The following is a 21,646-nucleotide window of genomic DNA, read 5'->3' on the forward strand; positions in this document are numbered from 1 at the left end:
TGGAACACTTGCGAATCGCGCGACGTTCGGGTGCTGTGTCGTGACCGCGCTGGCTCCCGGCGAGAACCGGCCCGCGCCCGGTGATCAACTGACCGTCACGGTCGCGAGTTCGGCGTCGGTCGACGTGTCGGCCCTGCTGGTGAACGCGGCGGGCAAGGTGCGCTCCGACGCCGACTTCGTCTTCTTCAATCAGCCGACCGGGCCGGGCGTGGTGTACCGGCACGGCAACGGCGGACCCGACGTGGTGGGCGTGCAGACCTCGGCATTGCCCGCCGATGTGGACAAGGTGGTGGTCACCGCGAGCCTCGACGGCCGTGGACCCGCGACGTTCGCCGCCGTCGGCACCTTGACCACCACCATCGAATCCGGCTCCACCGCACTGACTTTCCCGATCCCCGGACTCACCACCGAAAGCGGTGTGGTGTGCGTGGAGATCTATCGCCGCAACGACGCGTGGAAGGTCCGCGCGATCGGCCAGGGGTACGACGACGGGCTCGCGGGTATCGCATCGGCCTACGGAGTGAACCTCGACGACGACCCCGCACCCGCTGCGGCACAGGGCAATTCCGGTGCCGTGGCGGGCACTGCCGGCGACTCCCGAGGTGCACCCGGCCCAGGTCACCCGCCGCCGCCTCCCGGTTCCCACGCCCCGATGCCACCCGGCCGATTCGCGCCGCCCCCTGGGGCACCCCCTGTTCCCGGTCAGCCGGGGACGCCATCCGGCTACCCGGCCGCACCCCCGCCGGGCGCACCTGCCTACCCAGCAGCGCCCCCACCGCCCTACCCGCCACCCGCCTACGGACAACCCGGCGGACCCGCTCAACAGCCGACGTATGCATCTCAGCAAGGAGCCCAGCCCGTGCACAGCGACCTGTTCGACCCCTCGCATGCCGAGGTCAACGGCCTCGGTATCCAGAAGCAGGGCGGCAAGATGGTGAAGGTCGGCATGAACGGGGAGGTGATGGCGCGGTCCGGGTCCATGGTGGCCTACCAGGGTGACCTGAAGTTCGAGGCGCTCGGTTCCGGCGGCATCGGCCGCGCCATCCGCCAGCACCTCACCGGCGAAGGCGTGCCGCTGATGAAGGTGACCGGCCGCGGCGACCTGTTCCTGGCCAACAGCGCCGCCGACGTGCACATCATCGACCTCGACGGCACCGACGGACTCACCATCAACGGCGCCAACGTGCTCGCCTTCGACTCCACGCTGCGCTACGACATCGGCCGCGTCCAGGGCGCCGCGGGCTACGCCTCCAACGCGGGCCTGTTCAACTGCGTCTTCACCGGCCGCGGCCGCATCGCCATCACCACCCACGGCACCCCGGTCGTCCTCACCGTCGACCAGGCCACCTACGCCGACCCCAACGCCGCCGTAGCGTGGTCGTCGAGCCTGCAGACCGGCATCAAGCGCAACGACTCCTTCGGCCTCGGTCGCCTGATGGGCCGCAGCACCGGCGAAGCGAGCACCCTCGCCTTCTCCGGCCGCGGCTTCGTCATCGTCCAGCCCTCCGAACTTCCCCCGGGCGGCCTCATCGGCGGCACCGGCGGCGGCCAGCAAGCGGGCACCGGCGGCAGCATCTTCGGCTGACCCGAACACGGAAAAGGCCGATACCCGCGCAGTCGCGGGTATCGGCCTTTGTCCTTCCTGCTAGTTCGCGCGCTCCTTGCGGGCCTGGCGGCGGGCCTCACGCATGTCGTTGAGTTCCTGTTCCAGGCTCTCCGCGATGCGGAACTGGCCGGTGTCGTAGATGCTGGTCGGCTCGATCGCCTCGTAGCCGAAATTGGCTTCGGCGAACGCCTTTTCGACCCGGGCCTCGATATCGGAGATGGCGCTCTTGCGGGCGGCGGGAACCGAATCGGTGGCCGGCTCCGGCTTGACCGGCTCCTTGGCGGGCTCCGGTGCCACCACGGGCGCGGGAGCGGACTTCTTCGCGGTGGCCTTGTCCGCGGAAGACGGCTTGCCGATGCCGAAGCGCTTGCGCTTCTCCGGCGAGCGGCCGTTGCCGTTGGTGACCGGCTCGGGGGGAGTCCAGGCGGGTTCACGGGTGATCGGCGTGGTCGCGGCCGTTTCGGTGGCAGCGATCGCCTCGGCGCGCGCCGCGCCCGTCATCGGCGGGGTGTAGGTGAGGCGGATACCCTCGGAGGCCTGGCGGCCGAGGATGTTGTCGGCGGGATCGGGCAGGTCCCTGACCTGGCTGGTCGCGCGAGTGATGGCCAAGCCGTACCGGGCGCTGACCGCGTCGTGGATCAGTAGCGCGACACCGATCATCACCGGCGCGACCGCGTGCACGGCAACGTCGTACCAGCGCCCTTCCCGCACGTAGGGATAGGTGTTGAGGGTGACGGTGAGCCCCAGCAGCGCGAGCTCGGCGAGCGCGACCTGGCGGCGGTTGTCGATCACGCCCCACTCGGCGACCTTGTTCGTGCCGACCATGATGATGATCAGACATACGCTGATCATCGCTTCGAGCAGGTAGCTGAACCAGAACAGCGGATCGCTCGGCCCACCGGGCGCGATGTTCTGCTGCACGTTCACCGCGGACCACAGCATGCCCGCGCCGACCACGCCGGCCAGTGCCTTCAGCGACCACGACCGGTGCCGGTACAGCGAAGCGAGCTTCGCGTGCGGGCTCGATTCGCGACGCTGGGACGCCATCGCCTTCCTGGCGAGCAGCAGATCTCGCATGTCGGCCTTCTCGATCGCTTCGGTGGTCTGTCGGCTGCGGTCCGATGCGGACGCCATCGCCTGGGTGTGCTTCCAGCGCTGTTCGCGATCCTGTTCACGGATGCGTTCGGCGAGTTCGCGTTCGGCGCGCAGCTCGTCTTCGGAGAGCGCGTCGGTGAGGGCCGGATCGAATTGGTAAGCGAGACGCCCGCGGGCACGTTCGACTCGCTGGGCGAGCTGGCTGACGTCGTCCTCGAGACCGGATTCGATCGTCATGCCAGACCACCGCCCCGGGCGCGCGAAGGCAGGCAGGTGACCACAGGTGTGAACGGCACAGGCCATTCTTAGTCGATATACCCTCGAGCGCGAAACCGATGCTCCTACACGGCTCCCCGAACACGGCGCGCCGCGCGCGACACGCCCAACAATTTCGGTCGGACACTCGATCAGCGAAGATAATCCCCCGCCGCCGCCCGGGCCCGAGTTTCCGGCAGTTCGGTGCCCGACCGTTGCCGAACACCGCTCGCGGACAACCCGACCGGGCCGCTGTGGCGCACTGTTCGCACGCCGCCCTACCGCGTAGCCGAGCGGTGCGAGTGAAACTCCGTTTCGCCCGGCGGCGCTTGCCGTGGACACCTAGGGTTGGTTCGGGGGTGCCGGGGGGTCGCACACGCCCGTGAGATCTACTTCGGAGTGACGAATTGACCGAGCACACAAGCGAACTCGACCAGGCGATCGCCGAACGACTCGAACCGTGGACCGCCCGGCTCGGCGCCGACCGCAAGGCCTATTTCCATCATGTGCTGCGGGTATTGCGCTCAGCCGATCTCCTGTTCGCCCGCAGCGGCGAGCCGGGGCCGCCGCCGAGTTCGCGCGAGGAGTTCCGCACCGCGGCGACCTTCCACGATCTCGGCATCTGGGCAGCGTGCACCTTCGACTATCTCGAACCGTCGTGCGCGCTGGCGGGCGACTGGCTGATCACGCACGACCGGGAGGACATCGCTGAGCTCGTCACCGAGATGATCCGCGACCACCACCGTGTGCGCCCGGCCGGGGGCGCGACCGATCCGGTGGAGCTGTTCCGGCGAGCCGATCTGATCGATGTGACGTTCGGCGCGCGGCGCTACGGACTGCCCTACGCGGCCTACTCCGCGCTGATGCGCCGGTACCCCGACAGCGGCTTCCACCTCAAGCTGGTGGAGCTGACGGTCCGGCGCGCGCTCATCCATCCATTCTCACCGTTACCCATGATGCGCTGGTGAGAGGCCATTTCGGCAGCACTATTGTCACGACGCCAATACTGCGGCACACTGGTGTCCGTAACCACCGGTCACGCCTGGGCCGGTGCTGTGCCGAGCCGAACAAGGAGACTCGATGGCCGCCAATCGGTCCAGCTGGATGAACGAGGACCTGGACGCCCTGCGTGACATGACCCGTGCGTTCATGGCCAAGGAACTTGTCCCCAACATCGACAAGTACCGCGAGCAGCACCACGTCGACCGCGACCTGTGGAACAAGGCGGGCGAAGTCGGCCTGCTGTGCATCTCGATCCCCGAGGAGTACGGCGGCGGTGGCGGCACCTTCGCGCACGAGGCCGTGCTCATGGAGGAGCAGGCCCGCGCGGTAGACACCTCGTGGGGCGTCAGCCTGCACAACGGCATCGTGGCCCACTACGTGCTCGCCTACGGCACCGAGGAGCAGAAGAAGCACTGGCTGCCCAAGATGGCCAGCGGCGAGGTCGTCGGCGCCATCGCGATGACCGAACCCGGTACCGGCTCCGACCTGCAGGCCGTCAAGGCCAAGGCGATCCGTGACGGTGACGAGTACGTCATCAACGGCTCCAAGACCTTCATCACCAACGGCGCACAGGCCGACCTGATCATCCTGGTCGCCAAGACCGACCCCACCCAGGGCGCCTCCGGCGTCTCGCTGGTCCTGGTCGAGGCCGATCGCGAAGGGTTCCGTCGCGGTCGCGTGCTCGACAAGATCGGCCAGAAGGGCCAGGACACCTCCGAGCTGTTCTTCGAGGACGTGCGCGTCCCGGTGACCAACCTGCTCGGCACCCAGGAGGGTCAGGGCTTCATCCAGCTGATGCAGCAGCTGCCCCAGGAGCGCCTGATCGTATCGATGGGCGCGGTCGCGGGCATGGAGGTCGCCCTCGACCACACGCTGCGCTACACCAAGGAGCGCGAGGCGTTCGGCCGTCCGGTGTTCGGTTTCCAGAACACCAAGTTCAAGCTGGCCGAGGTCGCCACGGAGGCCCGCATCGCGCGCGTGTTCATCGACGACTGCGTCGAGAAGCACATCCGCGGCGAACTCGACATCCCCACCGTCGCCATGGCGAAGTGGTGGACCACCGACAAGGCGATGCAGATCGCCGACACCTGTCTGCAGCTGTTCGGCGGCTACGGGTACATGAACGAGTACCCGATCGCCCGCATGTGGGTCGACAACCGCGTCCAGCTGATCTACGCGGGCACCAACGAGATCATGAAGGAGATCATCGCCCGGAGCCTGTGATACTCCAGCTCGATCGGTGATCCCGACCGGCCGTGAACACCTGTTCACGGCCGGTTTTCGCTGTTGGGGGGTCATTTCGTGACCTATCCGTCGTCCCCGCCGAGACGAATGTCCTTCGACAAGCGGTACAAAACCGACGACGGGGACGGTGCGGCAACAGTGGACACGGACGGCAGCGGTTCGACGGGACGACCCGGACCGGAACCGGTACTGCCGGACCGAGCACAGATGATGCAGGCGGTCTGCGGGGTCGCCGGTGCCAGTGACCCCGTCCTCTCCGCCGCGCACGAGCTGGCCACGCTGCACGAACGCCGCGAACAGCAGATTCCCGGCGATACCAGCGAGATCGATTGGGCGCGTGCGCGTCTGGTCTGCGAGATCGACCGCTGGGTCGTGATCCGCTCACCCACTCCGGCGACCTCGGCGCCGATGCACACCGAGAGCATCGGCGCCGTCGTGGACCGCATGGCCCATTTCGCCGCGCTCACCTACCGCGCGCTGGCCTGCGGCGCCGAGGCCCAACTGCGCGCCGCGCAATTACGCCTGCACGAATTGGCTTGTGGTTACGACGATCTCATCGCCGAGGTAGCCAGTGGGGCGCGGCGGCTACCCGACGGACTCGACAGCGACCCACCGCACTGCGATGGGACACAGCAGCTCCGGAAGAAGCCACGCAACGACTAGCGGCGGCGTCCTCGCTTTCCGGTCGCTACCTGGGCGATCAATGTCCACATCACCGCCCACGGGTGTTCAGGCGGGCGCCGTACCGTCAGCCGGAGACGGCGAACGGAGCCCGGCATGCTCGATCCGCGACTGCACACCGCGTGGCTGGTCAACGCCGCCTCGGGGGCGGCGGCGGCAACCGTGCGCGCGCCGATGGCACGGCCGTACTCGTGGAACGGCGTGCGTGATCGGCTCGTCGTCACCGATCTCGAGGTCGTCACGGTCACTCACGACACCGCGATCCTCACGTGGTCGACCCATCGACGTGATCGCGCGGGACAGCTGCACCCGGCCGCGGCCGACACCGAAGTGCTGCTCGCGCCCGCCGACAGCTCGGCCGCACCGGTGACCCGCTACCTCGACGGCCGTCGCACCGCGCACCACTACGCGCAAGTACGTGGCCTCGAGCCGGGCCGCCGATATCGCTTCCGGGCCTGCTCCGACGGCGAAACCGCTGTTCCCGGCCGCACCTGGGTGACTCGGCGCCCTGGAACTCCGGAGGTCACGGGCGTTTTCCTGACCGCGCCGCCACCGCCGGGCCGACTGCTGCGCACGATCGCCCTCGCCAACGACCTGCACTGGGGCGAGGACCGCAGCGGCTTGATCGTCGCCGGGCTGCCGCCGGGGCTGCGCCACGACGACGGCCACTACCCGCAGGTGATGACCGAGGCACTGCTGCACGACATCCGCCGACCCGATCGCGCGGTAGATCATCTGGTGGTCGCGGGCGATCTCACCGATTGTGGCACCGCCGAACAGTCCGCGGGCATCGCGACGCGTCTGGACGCCTGGGGCAAGGCGGGCAGCGATCACTTCGTCTGCCGTGGCAATCACGACGTTGCGCGCGGCGCGAATGATCACTGGGGCACGGTGTTTCAGCCGTTCGGTCAACTCACCTGCCATGAGCTCGGCGGCTTGCGCCTGATCGGTCTCGACACCACGCGCAGGCGAGGTTCCGGCGGCACGATCGACCCCGACCAACTGGCCGAGCTCCGCGCGACACTCGCCGCCGACCCCGACCGCCCGACGCTGATCTTCGGACACCACCCCGCGACCCGCTACGCGGCACTGAGCAACCCCGGCGGCCCCGGTTTCGTTCTCGATCGTGCGAGCGTGGCCGCACTGCAGGCCTGCTATCGAACGACCCCTGGAGTATTCCTGCACCACAGCGGCCACACCCACCGGAATCGCCGCAGCCGCCCCGATTCCGGCCACGTCGAATATCTGGAGGTGGCTGCCGTGAAGGAGTACCCCGGGGGCTACGCCCTGCTGCGCATCTACGAACACGGCTACACCGTCCACTTCCACCGCATCGCCGCCGCGGCCGCGCTGGCCTGGACCAGCCGGACCCGCAGGCAATACTTCGGCCTTCATCCCGACCACTCTCTCGGCAGCCTTTCCGATCGCAATCACCGCGCACCCCACGACTTCTCGGGCGTCACCGCGCTGCGTTGAGGCAGTCGACAGACCTCGCTGAGGAGCTCGTCGATATCGACTTCGACATCCACGCTTCGACCGTCCCGGCGATCAGAACATCCGCACCGCGACCAAGCGCCAACTGTCCTTGGTCGCCTCGATGCGGCCCGCGATAGCGAGGGTCCGCGGCCCACGCTGATACGAGGCGAAGACTTCGGCGGCACCGTCTTGTGTCGCGGTCAGTTTCACGCGGGTCAGGGTGGCGCCGCCCAAGCCCCGGCCGGGGACCAGGTCCTGCGCGAGCATGGTGTTGATGGCGGCGAGTACTCGCGCGTCTGTGTGAGCGCGCAGGTGAGTCGACGATCTGCGCCGATCGACCACCTCCAGGAGCAGCCGGAGCACCTGCTCGGCGAATCGCTTTGCGGTCACGACAGATTCGCCGGTAGGCGCTGCCTGCGTGCAGGACGCGCGCACTGCCCTGCGGATACTCGCCGGCGTCCCGCCCGCGGCCCTCGGGCGACCGGAACCAGTAACCCATTGGGGCACAGCGGTATTCACGGCCACAGACCGCGGCACCTCTTCCCCACCCTCCAACCGCGGCTCGCAATGCGGCGCGGGCGACAACACCGTTCCCTCCGTAGACATGCTCGTCCCCTTCGAGTCAGCCCACCCACTCCCCAGTGGTGGCGCACAGCATGACACGGAGCTCCGACAAGTGTTCGCGAAATCAACGCAGTTTGCCGCGGATGTCCGCTCAGAACAGCGTCATCGGCTCGTCGGACTCAGGCGTCGGCTGGGCGGGCAGGTCGGGGACGATCGCACGGACCTCGTCGTGGAAGCGGCGAGCCAGGCCACGGGCCGCGGCATTGTCGGGCGTGTGCACGAAGACCGTCGGCGAGCGACCTTCGCGCAGCCACCCCGCGACCGTCTCCACCCACGGCTGCCAGCCCGCCACGGTGCGGTCGGTGTCGGCGCGCCCGTGGTAGCGCACGATCGGGTACTCGGTGAGCGCCCGCATCCGGCGCGGAACGCGAGGCTTCTTGGCCCGTGCCTCGAATTCGGAGGGGTCACCCGGTGGCCCGTCGAACAGGACCGTCGTGTCGAACGGCACCCATTCGGCCCCGATCCGCCCGAGCACCCGTTCCAGCTGCACCGCGGCCCGCTCGTCTTCGAAGAACGCTGGATGACGCACTTCCACGGCGCTGCGCAGTCCACCGGGCAGCTCGCGCTGGAAGCGCGCGAGGGCGCCGAGATCGGTCGGGCCGAACGACGCGGGCAACTGGATCCACAACGCGTGCACCCGGGGCCCGAGCGGCGCCATCACGTCGAGGAACGCACCGAGTTCGGCGCCCGCGTCGACGAGCCGGCGCTCGTGCGTCACCGCCCTCGGCGGCTTGAGCACGAACCGGAAATCGGGCGCGGTCTGTCGCGCCCACGACTCGACGGTGGACGCGGACGGCGTCGCGTAGAACGTGGTGTTGCCCTCGACCGCACCGCAGTGCCCGGCGTAGGCACGCAAGCGCTCCCCCGGCGCGGGCAACCGCTGCTGCCACTGCGGATGCGTCCACATCGCACACCCCATCCGCAGCTCACGCACAGGCCGACGGTAATACAGCGACCGGCCGCCCCTAAAATGAGACCGGTTGCCACCAGTTCGCCCTGTGCGCGGGCGGCGGGAGTAGCGGTGTCCGGCCGAGCAGGTCGGCGACCGTACGACCGCCACATCCATGAATTCCGGTGCGCGCACAACGGAAAGGGCCTGTGATGGCGATTCTCACCACCGAGCGGCCCAGCGCCGTCTCCGTCACCCGCGCGTGGCTGGGCGTGTCCGCCGCCATGGTGGCGATCGCGTGGGGCGGCAACGAGTTCACACCACTGCTGGTGATGTACAAAGCCCACGGCCTTGCGCTGACCGCGGTCGACCTGCTGCTGTTCTACTACGTCCTCGGCATCGTGCCCGCCCTGCTCATCGGCGGCCCACTGTCCGACCGGTTCGGCCGCCGCCCGTTGATGCTGCCCGCACCGCTGATCGCCGCGGCCGGTTCGCTGCTGCTCGCGGTGGGCGCGGCCTCGGTGCCGATGCTGGCGGCCGGGCGGATGCTGTGCGGTGTCGCGCTCGGACTGGCGATGGCGGTCGGCGGCAGCTGGCTCAAGGAATTGTCGCAACCTCCGTTCGCCGCGGCTGCCACGGGCAAGGGTGCCCGGCGATCCGCGATGAGCCTGACCGCCGGGTTCGCTCTCGGCGCGGGTGTGGCGGGAACCCTCGCGCAGTGGGGTCCGCTGCCCGATTCGACCGCCTATCTCGTCAATGCGGCGCTCTGCGTCGCGACCGCGTTCTGGGTGGCCCGAACCCCGGAAACCGTGACCCGCCGAGCGAATCCGGGCAGGCTGCGCGACGACTTGAAGATCCCCGCCGCCGGGCACCGGCGGTTCCTGCGGGTGGCGGTGCCGATCGCCCTGTGGCTGTTCACCGCCAACGCCACCGCCTACGCGGTCCTGCCGACGCTGATGCTGCCCCGCGTGCAGCAGGCCCCGATCGCCTTCTCCGCCCTGGTCACCATGGTGACGCTCGGCTGCGGATTCACCATCCAATCGGTGGCGCGACGCATCGACCGTCCCGGCACCGCGCGCGCGGCGGTGGTCGCGCTCGTGCTGCTCACCACCGGCATGGTCTTGGCGGCGTGGACGGCGGCCACTTTGAGCATCTGGGTGACGCTGCTGACCGCCGTGGTGCTCGGCAGCGGCTACGGCATCGGCCTCGTCGCCGGGCTGCAGCAGATCGAACGTCTCGCGGGCCCCGGCGACCTCGCGGGCTTGAACGCGGTCTTCTACTCGGTGAGCTACCTCGGCTTCGGCGTGCCCGCGGTCCTGTCGTCCCTGCATAGCGGCCTCGGTTTCGGCTACCCCGCGATGTATCTGGTCACCGCCGCGATCGCCGCAGGTTGCCTCGCGCTCGTAGCCGCGAACTACCGCGAACGGATCTGAGCGGAACCCTGCTCGCTGAAGCCGTCGCCCGCGCATCGGCCGACCCCGGCGATCCGCGACCGCGCGTTACGGTGGATCGGGTGAGCACCGACCCCGTCGAAACCCTTCTCCGCTGGCAGCATTCCGGGGCGGTCTGGCGGGTTGTCAGCCGCAGGCCCGACTCCGTGACCGTCGCCCTCTACGAATGCACCGGCGGACAGGAAGTAGACCGCATCACCTCCACCGATCCCGCCCTCCTGCGGTTTCTCGGCGAACGCGCCACCAGCGAGGACTGACCCGCCCGCCGTGAACAGGGTTACGCTGGTTGGCGTTATCGCTTCACGCCAGTCGGCCCGCACACGGCCGGATCGCCAAGTGAGGAGAGACCATGTCGGCCCCTACCGGACTACCCGCTGGAACCTGGGTCATCGACCCCGCGCATTCGACGCTCCAGTTCTCCGTGCGTCATCTGATGGTGAGCAAAGTGCGCGGCCGCTTCACCGATTTCGCGGGCACGCTCGTGGTTCATCCCGACGGCACCGCCGACGCCGATGTCGAGATGAAGGTGGCCTCCGTCACCACCGACAACGCGCAGCGAGACGGGCACTTGGCCAGCGCCGACTTCTTCGACGTCGCCAACCACCCGATCGCCACCTTCAAGGCCACCGGTTTCAAGGCGCTGAGCACCGAATTCTCCGTCACCGGCGACTTCACCATCCGCGGCAACACCCACCCGGTGACCCTCGAGGTCGAATTCCTCGGCACCGGCCCCGGGATGGCCGACGCCCCGGTCGCCGGCTTCTCCGCGACCGCCACCATCAACCGCCGCGATTTCGGCCTCACCACCGACATACCGATGGCCGACGGCGGCGCCGTGATCGGCGACAAGATCAACCTCTCGCTCGACGTCGAGGTCGGCCTGCAGAGCTGAGCGGCACCGAGCACAGGAGGGGCGCATGTCAGGACGACGTTTTCGAGCCGGCCTAGCCGCCGGGCTCCTGGTGCTGGTCGCGGCCTGCGGCGGCTCGCCCACCGAATCCGGGACAGAATCCGCCGCCCCACCGGCGCCGGCGATCTCGGTCGCGCCGCAAGACGGCGCGACCGAGATCGATCCGCTGGGCCCGGTCCGCGTGAGCACCAGCGACGGACAGCTCACCGCGGTCACGATGACCAACGAGCAGGGCGGCACGGTCGACGGCATCCTCACCCCCGATCAGTCGGCATGGAAACCGTCGGAACCGCTGGGCTACGGCCACACCTACACGGTCACGGCCGAGGCGGTCACCGTCACCGGCCGGGTCGGGCCGATCACCTCGTCGTTCACCACCCTGGCGCCGAACAACCAGACCAAGGTCTATTTCCGCACCACGGGCGGCACGGAACTCTCCTCGTCGGGCACTTTCGGCGTGGGCACCGTCGTCGTCGCGCACTTCGACGAGGACGTGCCCGATCGCGCGACGACCGAGAAGTACCTGTCGGTCACCACCGATCCGCCCGTCACCGGCGCCTGGTACTGGCTCGACAACCGCAACGCCCACTGGCGCCCCGCGAACTACTACGCGCCCGGCACGAAGGTGACACTTACCGCCGACATCTACGGCAAGGATCTCGGCGGCGGCCTCTACGGGCAGGAAGACACCAAGACCAGCTTCACCATCGGCCCCTCGCACGTCTCGATCGTCGACGACAACGACAAGCAGGTGCAGGTGTACGAGAACGGCACGTTGATCAAGACCATGCCCACCTCGCTGGGCATGGGCGGCAGCCAGACCGTCGCGGGCAAGACCATCACCTTCTGGACCCAGCCCGGGGTGTACACCGTGATGGACAAGGCCAACCCGGTGATCATGGACTCCTCCACCTACGGCCTGCCGGTGAACTCCCGGCTCGGCTACAAGGAATCCATCGGCTGGGCGACCAGGATCAGTACCGACGGCATCTATCTGCACCAACTCGACGACACGATCTGGGCGCAGGGCAACACCAACGTCTCACATGGCTGCCTCAATCTCAGCGGCGAGAACGCCCGCTGGTTCTACGATTTCTCCCAACCCGGCGACGTGGTCGAGATCAGGAATACCGGCGGCGCCCCGCTCGAGGTGTGGCAGAACGGCGACTGGAGTGTGCCGTGGGAACAGTGGCAGGCAGGTAGCGCGCTGCGGTGAACGGGGACAACACCTTTCCGGCGCCGCCGCGCCGGGAGAAAACACGGCGGGGACCACAGCGCGTCGGCAGGCACGCCCCCACCGACCATCGCGCCCCACGGCACGGACGCGCTCGCCGAGCCGGGCTGATCATGACCAGGATGCTCGTGGCGACCACCGCGCTGGCCGTCCTCGCGGGCACCGGCCTGGCCTGGTCGGCCAAGCAGGACTTCGATTCCGGCTTCACCCATTCCACCGCACTCGGTGAGGACGCCCCGCGTTCCGGCGGCGGCGCTGTCAACATCCTGTTGATCGGCCTGGACACCCGCAAGGACCTCAACGGCAACGACCTGCCGAAAGAGGTGCTCGACCAGTTGCACGCCGGTGACGGCACCGAGGGCGGCTACAACGCGAACTCGCTGATCCTGCTGCACATCCCGGCCGACAAGAGCAAGGTCGTCGCCTTCTCCATCCCCCGCGACGACTATGTGCCGGTGACGGGTATCCCCGGCTACCAGCAGATCAAGATCAAAGAGGCGTACGGGCTGAAAAAGGCCGCGGTGCAGGCGAAGCTGATCGACCAGGGCGAAAAGGATCCGGTCGTGCTGGAGCGGCGCGGCCGGGAAGCCGGACGCGCGTCCATCGTCACCACCGTCCGCAATCTCGTCGGGGTTCCGATCGACCGGTTCGCCGAGATCTCCCTCGCGGGCTTCTACGACCTGGCCACCGCGGTCGGTGGGGTCGACGTGTGTCTCAACCACGCCGTCGACGACAGCGAGTTCTCCGGCGCGAGCTTCCCCGCGGGCAGGCAGCATCTCGATGGTGCACAAGCCCTGGCGTTCGTCCGTCAACGTCACGGACTGCTCAACGGCGACCTCGACCGCACCCACCGTCAACAGGCGTTCCTCACCTCGGTTGCCAAGTCGCTCAAGGACTCCGGAACGCTGACCAACCTGAGCCAGCTCACGGAACTGATGGACGTGGCGCACCGTGACGTGGTGCTCTCCGACGGCTGGAATCTGTTCGACTTCGCCCGCGACATGGGCTCCGCCGGCTCGGTACCGGTCGAATTCCGCACGCTGCCGGTGGTGCGCTACGACGTGATCGACGGTCAGGACGTGAACATCGTCGACCCGGCCGCGATCAAACGGGAGGTGCGGGCGGCCTTCGGCCAGGAGGTGCCGGCGACCACGACCACGGCGCCGACCCCGGCGAGCGTGGTCGATGTACACAATGTGGGCACCGCGAAAGGTCAGGCGGCGGCGCTCTCGGCCGCGCTGACGAGCAGGGGCTACGGTGCGGGGCTGATCGGCAACGGTGATTCGAGCGACGGCCCGTACTCGGCCATCACCTACGGCCTCGGTGCCGCCGACGATGCGCGTGCGCTGGCGGAACTTCTCGGCGGACTGCCGGTTTCCGCGTCGCCGTCGATCGAAGACGGGCGGATCAAGGTCGCGCTCGGCGCCGACTTCACCATGCCCACCGACTTCACCATGCCCACCGAGCTGAGCCCGACCACATCGACGACCACTCCCCCCACGACCCCGACGTCGGGCTCGATGCCACTGCCCGACCGGGGAAAACCGTTGTCCACCAACATCGGCGACACCATTCCCTGCGTCAACTGAGCGACCTGCGCCGCATCAGCCGGGCGCAGGTGCCGGAGCCCTCGGCGGATATCGGTCGGCCACCGGAATGCCCAGTGGCCGACCGACTCTCACTCCTCCGGTGCGTCCGGATAGGCCTGCTGCCGGTATCCACCGCGCAGCGTCCCGTCCAGATACGCGGCCTTGCAGGCCCGTCGGGCGATCTTCCCGCTCGACGTCCGCGGAATCGACCCCGCGGGCACCAGCAACAGATCACGCACCATCACCCCGTGCCTGCGGGCGATCGCCGCGCGCACCGCGTCCGTGATCGGGCCCGGCTCGAGTTTCGCCGCGCCCGTCCCTCTTTCGGCGACGATCACCAATCGCTCCGCCGCCGGATCGGACACCGCCCCGGCCTCGAGCACCGGCGCGGGCAGCTGCCCCGCCTGCACCGAGAAGGCCGCGATGAAGCCGGGCCGCAGCGCCGTACTGGCCTCCTGCGCCGAGTATTCGAGATCCTGCGGATAGTGGTTGCGCCCGTCGACGATCACCAGGTCCTTCACCCGGCCGGTGATGAACAGCTCGCCGTCGTGATAGGCGCCGTAGTCGCCGGTACGCATCCACTTCGCGTCATCGGGCGCACCCTCGGCGCGACTACCGACCGGCATGCGCGCGACCACCCGGTTGTGGAAGGTCTCCGCGGTCTCCTCCGCCCGGCCCCAGTACCCGATGCCCATATTGTCACCGTGCAGCCAGATCTCGCCGACCTCGCCGTCGCGACGCTCGATCCCGGTACCGGGATCGACGATCACCGCCCACTGTGACCGCGCCACGTATCCGCACGACACCTGCGCCACCGCGTTCTCGGCGTGCTCGTCGCACTCCACCATCCGGCCGTCGTTCAGCTGCCCGCGATCGACATAGACCACCCGCGCCTCGTCGTCGCGCTTGGTCGCCGACACGAACAGCGTCGCCTCGGCCATCCCGTAGCACGGCTTGATCGCGGTCTTGGACAGCCCATAGGGCGCGAACGCCTCGTTGAACTTGCGCATCGAGGCCACCGACACCGGCTCACTGCCGTTGATCAGACCGATCACGTTCGACAGGTCGAGCGATTCGTCTCCCTTGGGCAACCCGCGCATCGCCGCATGTTCGAAGGCGAAATTAGGTGCCGCCGAATAGATCTCGGCACCATCCGCTTGCGCGGCCAGCTCCTTGATCCAGCGCGAGGGCCTGCGCACGAACGCGCTGGGCGACATGATGGTGATGAACTTGCCACCGATGGTCGGCAGGATCACCGTGAGCAGCCCCATGTCGTGGAACAGCGGCAGCCAGGTGACCCCGCGGGCGTTCTCGGTGATCCCGATGGCGTCGATCATCTGCAGCAGGTTGGTCCCCACCGAGCGGTGGGTGATCTCGACACCGGCGGGCACCCTCGTGGACCCGGAGGTGTACTGCAGATACGCCACGCTGTCGATATTGATGTCGGGCCTGCGCCACCGCGTGCCGACAGTGTCGGGAATCGCCTCGACCGCGATGATTCTGGGCCGTTGCGCCGCGGGCTGTTCGCGGAAGAAGTTGCGCACGCCGGCCGCCGCGCTACCGACGGTGAGCACCGCGGCCGGTTCGCAGTCGCCGAGAACGGCGTGCAGCCGGTCGCTGTGGCCCTGCTCCTCCGGATCGAACAGGGGCACAGCCACATTCCCCGCGTACACCGCCGCGAACAGCGCGACGACATAGTCGAGGCCCTGCGGCGCCAGCACCGCCACCCGGTCGCCGGGCTGGGTCACCTGCTGCAGTCGCGCGGCCACCGCGCGCAGCCGCACGCCGAACTCACGCCAGGTCAGCTCCTGGTATTCCCCCTCACGTTCTGTCGAATAGTCGATGAAGCGATAGGCCAGGTCGTCCCCGTTGGCCTCGCTGTGTTTGTCGACGAAGTCGATCAGGGTCTGATCACCGGGAATCCGGATAGTCCCCAGTTCGTCTACATAGTCGTCGAAAGTCTCGCCGATCATTCCCAATCCTTTTCAACGCACATTGACTCCGAATCCGCCACGACAAGGCGAATCGTCAATACCGTCCGAACGAGATCGCCACGTTGTGACCGCCGAAACCGAAGGAGTTGTTCACCGCGTAATCGATGCGACCACGCCGCGCCTGACCCGACACCACGTCCAAATCGATTTCAGGGTCCTGATTGTCCAGATTCAGCGTGGGCGGCACGATGCCGTCGCGCACACTGAGCACCGTCAGCACCGATTCGAGCGCACCGACCGCGCCGATCGAATGCCCGAGAGCCGATTTCGGCGCGTACACCGAAGCGTGCGAGCCGATCGCCTTCGCGATCGCGTTGGCCTCGGCGGTGTCACCGATCGGGGTCGCGGTGGCGTGTGCGTTGATGTGGGTGACGTCGGTGCGGCTGATCCCGCCGGTCTGCATCGCCCGGGTCATCGCCCGCGCGGCGCCGGTGCCCTCGGGATCCGGTGCGACGAGATGGAATCCGTCGGAGGTGACGCCCGCGCCGAGCAGCCTGGCGTGAATCGTCGCGCCACGCGCCTTCGCGTGCTCCTCGGTTTCGATCACCATCATCGCGCCCGCCTCGCCGAAGACGAACCCGTCGCGGTCGGCGTCGAAGGGACGCGAGGCCGCCTTGGGATCGTCGTTGCGGGTACTCATGGCTCGCATCTGCGTGAACGCCGCGATCGGCACCGCCTGGATGGAGCCCTCGACACCGCCGGTCACCACCATGTCGGCATCGCCCATCATGATCATCCGCCACGCGTTGGCGATCGCCTCCGAGCCCGACGAGCAGGCCGACACCGGCGTGGAAACCCCGGCCCGCGCACCCAATTCGATGCCGACACAGGCCGCGGGACCGTTGGGCATGATGGCCTGCACGGTCAACGGTGAGACCTTGCGGTAGCCGCCGTTGCGGAGCCGGTCGCGGGCGTAGATCAGTGATTCGGCGCCGCCGAGGCCGGTACCGATCGAGACGCCGAGCCGGTCGCGGTCCACGGCGGGACTGCCCGCGTTGCGCCACACCTCGCGGCCGAGAACCACGGCCATCTGTTCGACGTAGGACAGTTTGCGCGCCTCTTCGCGGGTGAGCGAGAGGGTGGGCGACACCTTCAGGTGGCCGCCGATCCGCACCGGCAGTTCGAAATCGTCGATGAAGGAGTCTTCCAAGACGTCGATTCCGCTCTCGCCGTTGAGCAGACCTTTCCAGGTCGAGTCGACGTCGCCCGCGATCGACGTGGTCGCCGCCAGGCTCGTGACCACGATGTCCGTCATAATTTTTCGCTCACTCTCTCTAGCTATGCCACGACTGAACGGGAACCGCTGATGGAGCTGAACTGGTGGAGCGTATATGCACACGGCGCGACGCGCCCAAATTCCGAAACAGTGCGCAGGAACACCGTGTCGTTTCCAGGCGCGATGCGCCGGGTCTATTGTGACGACGGGCAACACTACCGGACCGACGCAACTCTCGCTTTTCACTAACCGGAAAGGGCAACGAGCGTGGCCAGGAACCTGACCCAACTGGAACTACTGATCGAGCTGGAACCCATCGCCGCGAGCAATGTCGACCGCCATCTATCGATGGCCAAGGACTGGCACCCGCACGATTATGTGCCGTGGGACCGTGGCCGCAACTTCGCGTCCATGGGCGGAATCGATTGGGACCCAGAACAATCCGCCCTCAGCGAACTCGCCAAGGCGGCCATGGTCACCAACCTGCTCACCGAGGACAACCTGCCCTCCTACCACCGTGAGATCGCCGAGAACTTCTCCAAGGACGGCGCCTGGGGCACCTGGGTGGGTCGCTGGACCGCCGAGGAGAACCGGCACGGGATCGTGCTGCGCGACTACCTCGTGGTGACCCGCGGGGTCGACCCGGTCGCGCTCGAACAGGCCCGAATGATCCACATGACCAACGGATATTCGGCGATGGCCGTGGTGGACGACAAGGCGCCGGGCTTCGACATCCACGCCTCGACCGGCGCCGGATTCCTGTTCTCCGTGGCCTATGTGACCTTCCAGGAACTGGCCACCAGGGTGAGCCACCGCAACACCGGTCGTGTCTGCGACGATCCGATCGCCGATCGCATGCTCGCCCGCATCGCCGCCGACGAGAACCTGCACATGATCTTCTACCGCAACCTCTGCGCCGCCTCGCTCGACCTGGCCCCCGACCAGACCATCGAGGCGATCAACACCATCGTGCAGAACTTCCAGATGCCCGGTGCGGGCATGCCCGGCTGGCGGCGCAACGGCGTGCTGATGGCCAAGCACGGCATCTACGATCTGCGCCAGCATCTCGAAGAGGTACTGATGCCGGTGCTGCGCAAATGGAACATCTTCGAGCGCAATGACTTCGGACCTCGAGGCGAGCGTGCTCGCGAGGATCTGGCAGCCTTCCTCGATCGACTGGGCGGAGACGTTCTTCGCTTCGAGGAACAACGCGACCGCTCATTGGCGCGGGCGGCCGAGCGCGACCGGCAATCGGTCTGATCGACTCCGGCCCGGCCGCTACCGGGCCGGATCCCGGCGCGCGTCGTTCTTGTTGCGGTACATCGCCGCGTCGGCGGCGTGCACCAATTCGTCTACGGCGCCGGGTAATTGCTCGAAGAACGCGGTGCCGATGCTGGCGCCGACGGCGAGCATGTGTCCGTCCACCTCGAGCGGCTCGGTGAGCGCGGACAGCAGCTCGTCGGCCAGTCGCGCCAATTGCGCTTCACCGGAACATCTTTCGACCAGCACCAGGAACTCGTCACCGCCGATGCGGGCGGCGAGCGCCTTGTCCGGGCGCACCGCTTCGCGCATCCGGTCAGCCACGACCTCGAGCACACGGTCTCCGATCGTGTGCCCCCACAGATCGTTGATCTCTTTGAACCCGTCGAGGTCCAGATAGCAGACCCCGATCGGCGGTTGCGCTTCTGCCAGCCGGTTGAACAGGTGCGGGCGGTTCGGGAGACCGGTGAGCGCGTCGTGATTGGCGTCGTGCCACAGGCGGTCGGCGAGCTGCTTGCGCTCGGTGACGTCGACCGCGACGCCGATCAGGAACTCGATACCCCCATCGGTGCCGCGCACCGCCGACATCGACAGGTCGATCGCGGTGACCCGACCGTCGGTATGCAGATGCTCGGTCTCGGTGCGGAAGCTCTCGGATTCGCCGGCGACCATCAACTGGAGTTGTTCGAACGCGAAGTTCAGGTTCTGCGGGCCCAGGATGTCGGCGACGGTCCGGCCCGGCATCGTCTCCGGGGTCTGGCCGAGCATCTGGGCCATGATGGCGTTGCAATTCACCACCTGCCCGGTCATGTCGACGGTGCCGATGCCGACGAGCGCGCCGTCGAAGACCGCCTCGAAACGGGCTTCCGACAGCGCACGGCGGTTCTCGGCCTCCTGCGCCGCAGCGAGCACCGCGGCCAGCGTGGCCTCTTGTTCGGCCAGCGCGGCGGCCCGCAGCGCCGCGGTGAAGCCTGCCGCGAAGTCAGCTGCCAGGACGATCGCCCGGTCGCGGATCTGCGGCAGCGCGGGGTCGGTCGGCCCGTCGGCGACGATCTCGACCAGATCGGCACAGATCACCGGCACCGAACGGCTCACCGCCGACGGGTCACGGTAGTTGGCGGCGACCAGCATCCGCGCCGCCCGCCGCGCGATGTCGGGATCCTCCCCACCGCGCGCCGCGTCGATCAGACCGGTGCACAGGGCAGCCAGCATCTCTTCGATCTGCGAGCGGTTGAGGGTAGGAGCTACGACGCCATCGAGGGCATCCGCCCACCGCTGCGCCAGCTCCCACGACCCCACTGCTTCATCCACCTGTCATCGTCTATCGCCCCGCCATGTCAGCGGTCTACTTCTTGATCGCGACACCGCCCATGCCGAGCGAACGGCCCGGCTTCTCGTGCTGATCACGCTCGGACTCGGGTCGCCACAACGGCAACTCGACAACGCCTGGCTCGACCGAATCCCATCCCTCGAACAACGCGACGATCTCATCCTTGGAACGGAAATGAATACCGACCTTGGACTGGTTCACCGAGTGCGTGCCCAGTTTACCGGCGTCGTCGGGCCGAAGCTCGGAGGTGAGATGTGAAATGGCTATGAAACTACCCGCTGCCACCACTTCGCGCAGCGCTGCCACCTTGCCGACCGGATCGTCGGCATCGGGCACCAGATGCAGCACCGCGATCAGCAGCAACCCCACAGGGGCGTCGAAGTCGATCAATCCTGTCTCGCGTACCGCGGCGACCAGGTCGAGGGGTTTGCGCAGATCAGCCTCGATCGCACCCGCGCGCTCGTTGCCCTGCAGGATGGTTCGCGAATGAGCGACCGCCACCGGGTCGATGTCGACGTAGAGCACCGTGGCCTCCGGGTCGAGCTCGTGCACGATCTCGTGCACGTTGCCCGCGGTGGGGATGCCCGACCCGACGTCGAGGAACTGCCGGATACCGGCGTCGAGCATGAAGCGGACCGCCCGGCGCAGAAACGCGCGATTACTCAGCGCCAACCGCGGCAGGTCGGGAACCAGCCCGGTAGCCATCTCGGCGGCATCCCGGTCGACCGCGAAGTTGTGCGAGCCGCCGAGCAAAGCGTCGTACATCCGAGCCGGACTCGGATGCTGCATATCGACACCTTCGGGCGCCCATACCGGCCGTTCCATCGAATTCCCCTGTCTGCCATTACCGCACCGCACCCTCGCAACCCGCGATGACGCCTCCCGCATCGTAATCGGCGCCACCGACATCGGCGCGGCTATCCATTAGCGAGGGTCATGTCCTCGACCGATGGTGCTGCCGGGTCTATTTTTCGGAGCCGTACGGCTGGGCCCACAGGGGGGCCACATCCGGGGTCATAGTGGCGACGACCGGGATACCGGCCGCCATAAAATTGTCCAGCGCCCGGCGCATATGGTCGGCGGAGGTGATCAGGACAGCTTCGGTCACGCCGAGCGCTTCCATCATGCGCGCCGAGAACTCGGCATTCTGCACGGTGGAACCGGCTTCGGTTTCCGCGTGCAACCGGTGCCTGGCGACACCACGAACATTGAGCCAGTCGGCCATCACCTGCGCCTCGGTGACACCGTTGCGTGGGTTACCGCCGGTCACGATCACCGGCGAAGCGGGCGACATAAAGGCCTGAATCAGCGCCGCGTGCAAGCGATTACCCAATTCGGGCCGCATCGTGCCATCGGGCAGCAGACCGTATCCGAGCACCACGATCGCCGTCTCGGGGCCGTAGGTGGCAGGCAGCACGATCCCGGCGAGGCCGGCGACCGAACCGGCCGCGCCGATCAGCGGATCGGCGGAAGGCGCGGCGGCACCGAGTGGCGCGGTCGCGACCGCTCCGACCAGTGCGGCAGGCAGCACCAGGACGGCCGCACAACGACGCAGTGCCTGGTGGGTGAAGAGCCAGTTCATGGTGACCTCCCGAAGCGACGTCGCATCATCGTCGCCTACCGGAACCTCCGACATGCCCATTTCTGAAATGTTGACGGTTCGGACTGTTCGCCCCGGTCCAGGAGGTATCCTCGAACGCAAAAAGGCCCTCCAACCGAAGTTGGAGGGCCTTTCGCAATGATGTTCCGGCAGTGTCCTACTCTCCCACACCCTGTCGAGTGCAGTACC

19 protein-coding genes are annotated in these 21,646 nt (G+C 67.8%); 11 read left to right on the plus strand and 8 right to left on the minus strand.

Going from position 1 to position 21,646, the window contains the following annotated elements; translation table 11 throughout:
- Positions 1–40 precede the first annotated feature (40 nt).
- Positions 41–1,585: an AIM24 family protein gene (locus ACFTS5_RS33755; protein WP_378639321.1), complete on the plus strand. Its 1,545-nt coding sequence runs from the start codon at positions 41–43 to the stop codon at positions 1,583–1,585.
- Positions 1,586–1,645: 60 nt separating this feature from the next.
- Here ACFTS5_RS33755 and ACFTS5_RS33760 read toward each other — a convergent pair whose 3' ends face one another.
- On the minus strand, positions 1,646–2,938 hold the full coding sequence (locus ACFTS5_RS33760; RefSeq protein ID WP_378639323.1) for a hypothetical protein: 1,293 nt from the start codon (positions 2,936–2,938) through the stop codon (positions 1,646–1,648).
- A 425-nt stretch (positions 2,939–3,363) separates the two neighbouring features.
- On the opposite strand from ACFTS5_RS33760, the gene ACFTS5_RS33765 reads away from it, so the two are divergent.
- From ACFTS5_RS33765 to ACFTS5_RS33780, 4 genes are all read left to right on the plus strand, one after another.
- Positions 3,364–3,924 (plus strand): hypothetical protein, encoded by a 561-nt coding sequence (locus ACFTS5_RS33765; protein ID WP_378639326.1) that lies wholly within the window; start codon positions 3,364–3,366, stop codon positions 3,922–3,924.
- Positions 3,925–4,036: 112 nt separating this feature from the next.
- Entirely contained in the window at positions 4,037–5,182 is a 1,146-nt protein-coding gene (locus ACFTS5_RS33770; RefSeq protein WP_378639328.1) for an acyl-CoA dehydrogenase family protein, read from the plus strand.
- A gap of 108 nt (positions 5,183–5,290) precedes the next feature.
- Positions 5,291–5,866 carry a DUF4254 domain-containing protein gene (locus tag ACFTS5_RS33775; RefSeq protein WP_378639331.1) on the plus strand — a complete coding sequence of 192 codons (576 nt, stop codon included), beginning with the start codon at positions 5,291–5,293 and terminating at the stop codon, positions 5,864–5,866.
- Positions 5,867–5,980: 114 nt separating this feature from the next.
- Positions 5,981–7,360, plus strand: coding sequence for a metallophosphoesterase (locus ACFTS5_RS33780; protein WP_378639333.1), 1,380 nt, complete (start codon positions 5,981–5,983; stop codon positions 7,358–7,360).
- A gap of 72 nt (positions 7,361–7,432) precedes the next feature.
- Here ACFTS5_RS33780 and ACFTS5_RS33785 read toward each other — a convergent pair whose 3' ends face one another.
- Together ACFTS5_RS33785 and ACFTS5_RS33790 are read right to left on the minus strand one after the other, a co-directional pair.
- Positions 7,433–7,750 carry an Rv3235 family protein gene (locus ACFTS5_RS33785; protein ID WP_378639335.1) on the minus strand — a complete coding sequence of 106 codons (318 nt, stop codon included), beginning with the start codon at positions 7,748–7,750 and terminating at the stop codon, positions 7,433–7,435.
- A 325-nt stretch (positions 7,751–8,075) separates the two neighbouring features.
- Positions 8,076–8,918, minus strand: coding sequence for a DUF72 domain-containing protein (locus ACFTS5_RS33790; protein ID WP_378639338.1), 843 nt, complete (start codon positions 8,916–8,918; stop codon positions 8,076–8,078).
- Positions 8,919–9,085: 167 nt separating this feature from the next.
- On the opposite strand from ACFTS5_RS33790, the gene ACFTS5_RS33795 reads away from it, so the two are divergent.
- The 5 genes from ACFTS5_RS33795 (at position 9,086) to ACFTS5_RS33815 (ending at position 14,057) form a co-directional block, all read left to right on the plus strand.
- Positions 9,086–10,306 (plus strand): MFS transporter, encoded by a 1,221-nt coding sequence (locus ACFTS5_RS33795; RefSeq protein WP_378639341.1) that lies wholly within the window; start codon positions 9,086–9,088, stop codon positions 10,304–10,306.
- Between the two features lie 80 nt (positions 10,307–10,386).
- Positions 10,387–10,581, plus strand: a complete 195-nt coding sequence (locus tag ACFTS5_RS33800) for a hypothetical protein (RefSeq protein ID WP_378639344.1) — start codon at positions 10,387–10,389, stop codon at positions 10,579–10,581.
- A 92-nt stretch (positions 10,582–10,673) separates the two neighbouring features.
- A complete protein-coding gene (locus ACFTS5_RS33805; RefSeq protein WP_378639347.1) occupies positions 10,674–11,216 on the plus strand; it encodes a YceI family protein in 543 nt (180 codons plus the stop codon).
- 25 nt (positions 11,217–11,241) lie between these two features.
- Positions 11,242–12,450: an Ig-like domain-containing protein gene (locus tag ACFTS5_RS33810; RefSeq protein WP_378639350.1), complete on the plus strand. Its 1,209-nt coding sequence runs from the start codon at positions 11,242–11,244 to the stop codon at positions 12,448–12,450.
- On the plus strand, positions 12,447–14,057 hold the full coding sequence (locus tag ACFTS5_RS33815) for an LCP family protein (protein WP_378639353.1): 1,611 nt from the start codon (positions 12,447–12,449) through the stop codon (positions 14,055–14,057). The genes ACFTS5_RS33810 and ACFTS5_RS33815 overlap by 4 nt, the downstream gene beginning before the upstream one ends.
- A gap of 89 nt (positions 14,058–14,146) precedes the next feature.
- Here ACFTS5_RS33815 and fadD32 read toward each other — a convergent pair whose 3' ends face one another.
- Both fadD32 and ACFTS5_RS33825 read right to left on the minus strand, forming a co-directional pair.
- The gene (fadD32, locus tag ACFTS5_RS33820; RefSeq protein ID WP_378639356.1) at positions 14,147–16,030 is read right to left on the minus strand and encodes a long-chain-fatty-acid--AMP ligase FadD32; all 1,884 of its coding nucleotides are present in this window, start codon (positions 16,028–16,030) and stop codon (positions 14,147–14,149) included.
- Between the two features lie 55 nt (positions 16,031–16,085).
- Positions 16,086–17,333, minus strand: a complete 1,248-nt coding sequence (locus ACFTS5_RS33825) for a KasA/KasB family beta-ketoacyl-ACP synthase (protein ID WP_378639369.1) — start codon at positions 17,331–17,333, stop codon at positions 16,086–16,088.
- Between the two features lie 201 nt (positions 17,334–17,534).
- Between ACFTS5_RS33825 and ACFTS5_RS33830 the strand changes: the two genes are divergently transcribed.
- On the plus strand, positions 17,535–18,527 hold the full coding sequence (locus ACFTS5_RS33830) for an acyl-ACP desaturase (RefSeq protein ID WP_378639359.1): 993 nt from the start codon (positions 17,535–17,537) through the stop codon (positions 18,525–18,527).
- An 18-nt stretch (positions 18,528–18,545) separates the two neighbouring features.
- Here ACFTS5_RS33830 and ACFTS5_RS33835 read toward each other — a convergent pair whose 3' ends face one another.
- The 3 genes from ACFTS5_RS33835 to ACFTS5_RS33845 all read right to left on the minus strand — a co-directional run bounded on the left by ACFTS5_RS33835 (position 18,546) and on the right by ACFTS5_RS33845 (position 21,439).
- Positions 18,546–19,838 (minus strand): diguanylate cyclase domain-containing protein, encoded by a 1,293-nt coding sequence (locus ACFTS5_RS33835; RefSeq protein ID WP_378639361.1) that lies wholly within the window; start codon positions 19,836–19,838, stop codon positions 18,546–18,548.
- A 34-nt stretch (positions 19,839–19,872) separates the two neighbouring features.
- Positions 19,873–20,682: an SAM-dependent methyltransferase gene (locus ACFTS5_RS33840; protein ID WP_378639364.1), complete on the minus strand. Its 810-nt coding sequence runs from the start codon at positions 20,680–20,682 to the stop codon at positions 19,873–19,875.
- Between the two features lie 139 nt (positions 20,683–20,821).
- On the minus strand, positions 20,822–21,439 hold the full coding sequence (locus ACFTS5_RS33845) for a YdcF family protein (protein ID WP_378639367.1): 618 nt from the start codon (positions 21,437–21,439) through the stop codon (positions 20,822–20,824).
- Positions 21,440–21,646: the final 207 nt, after the last annotated feature.

Source organism: Nocardia sp. NPDC056952, assembly GCF_042674185.1.
Taxonomy (GTDB): Bacteria; Actinomycetota; Actinomycetes; order Mycobacteriales; family Mycobacteriaceae; genus Nocardia.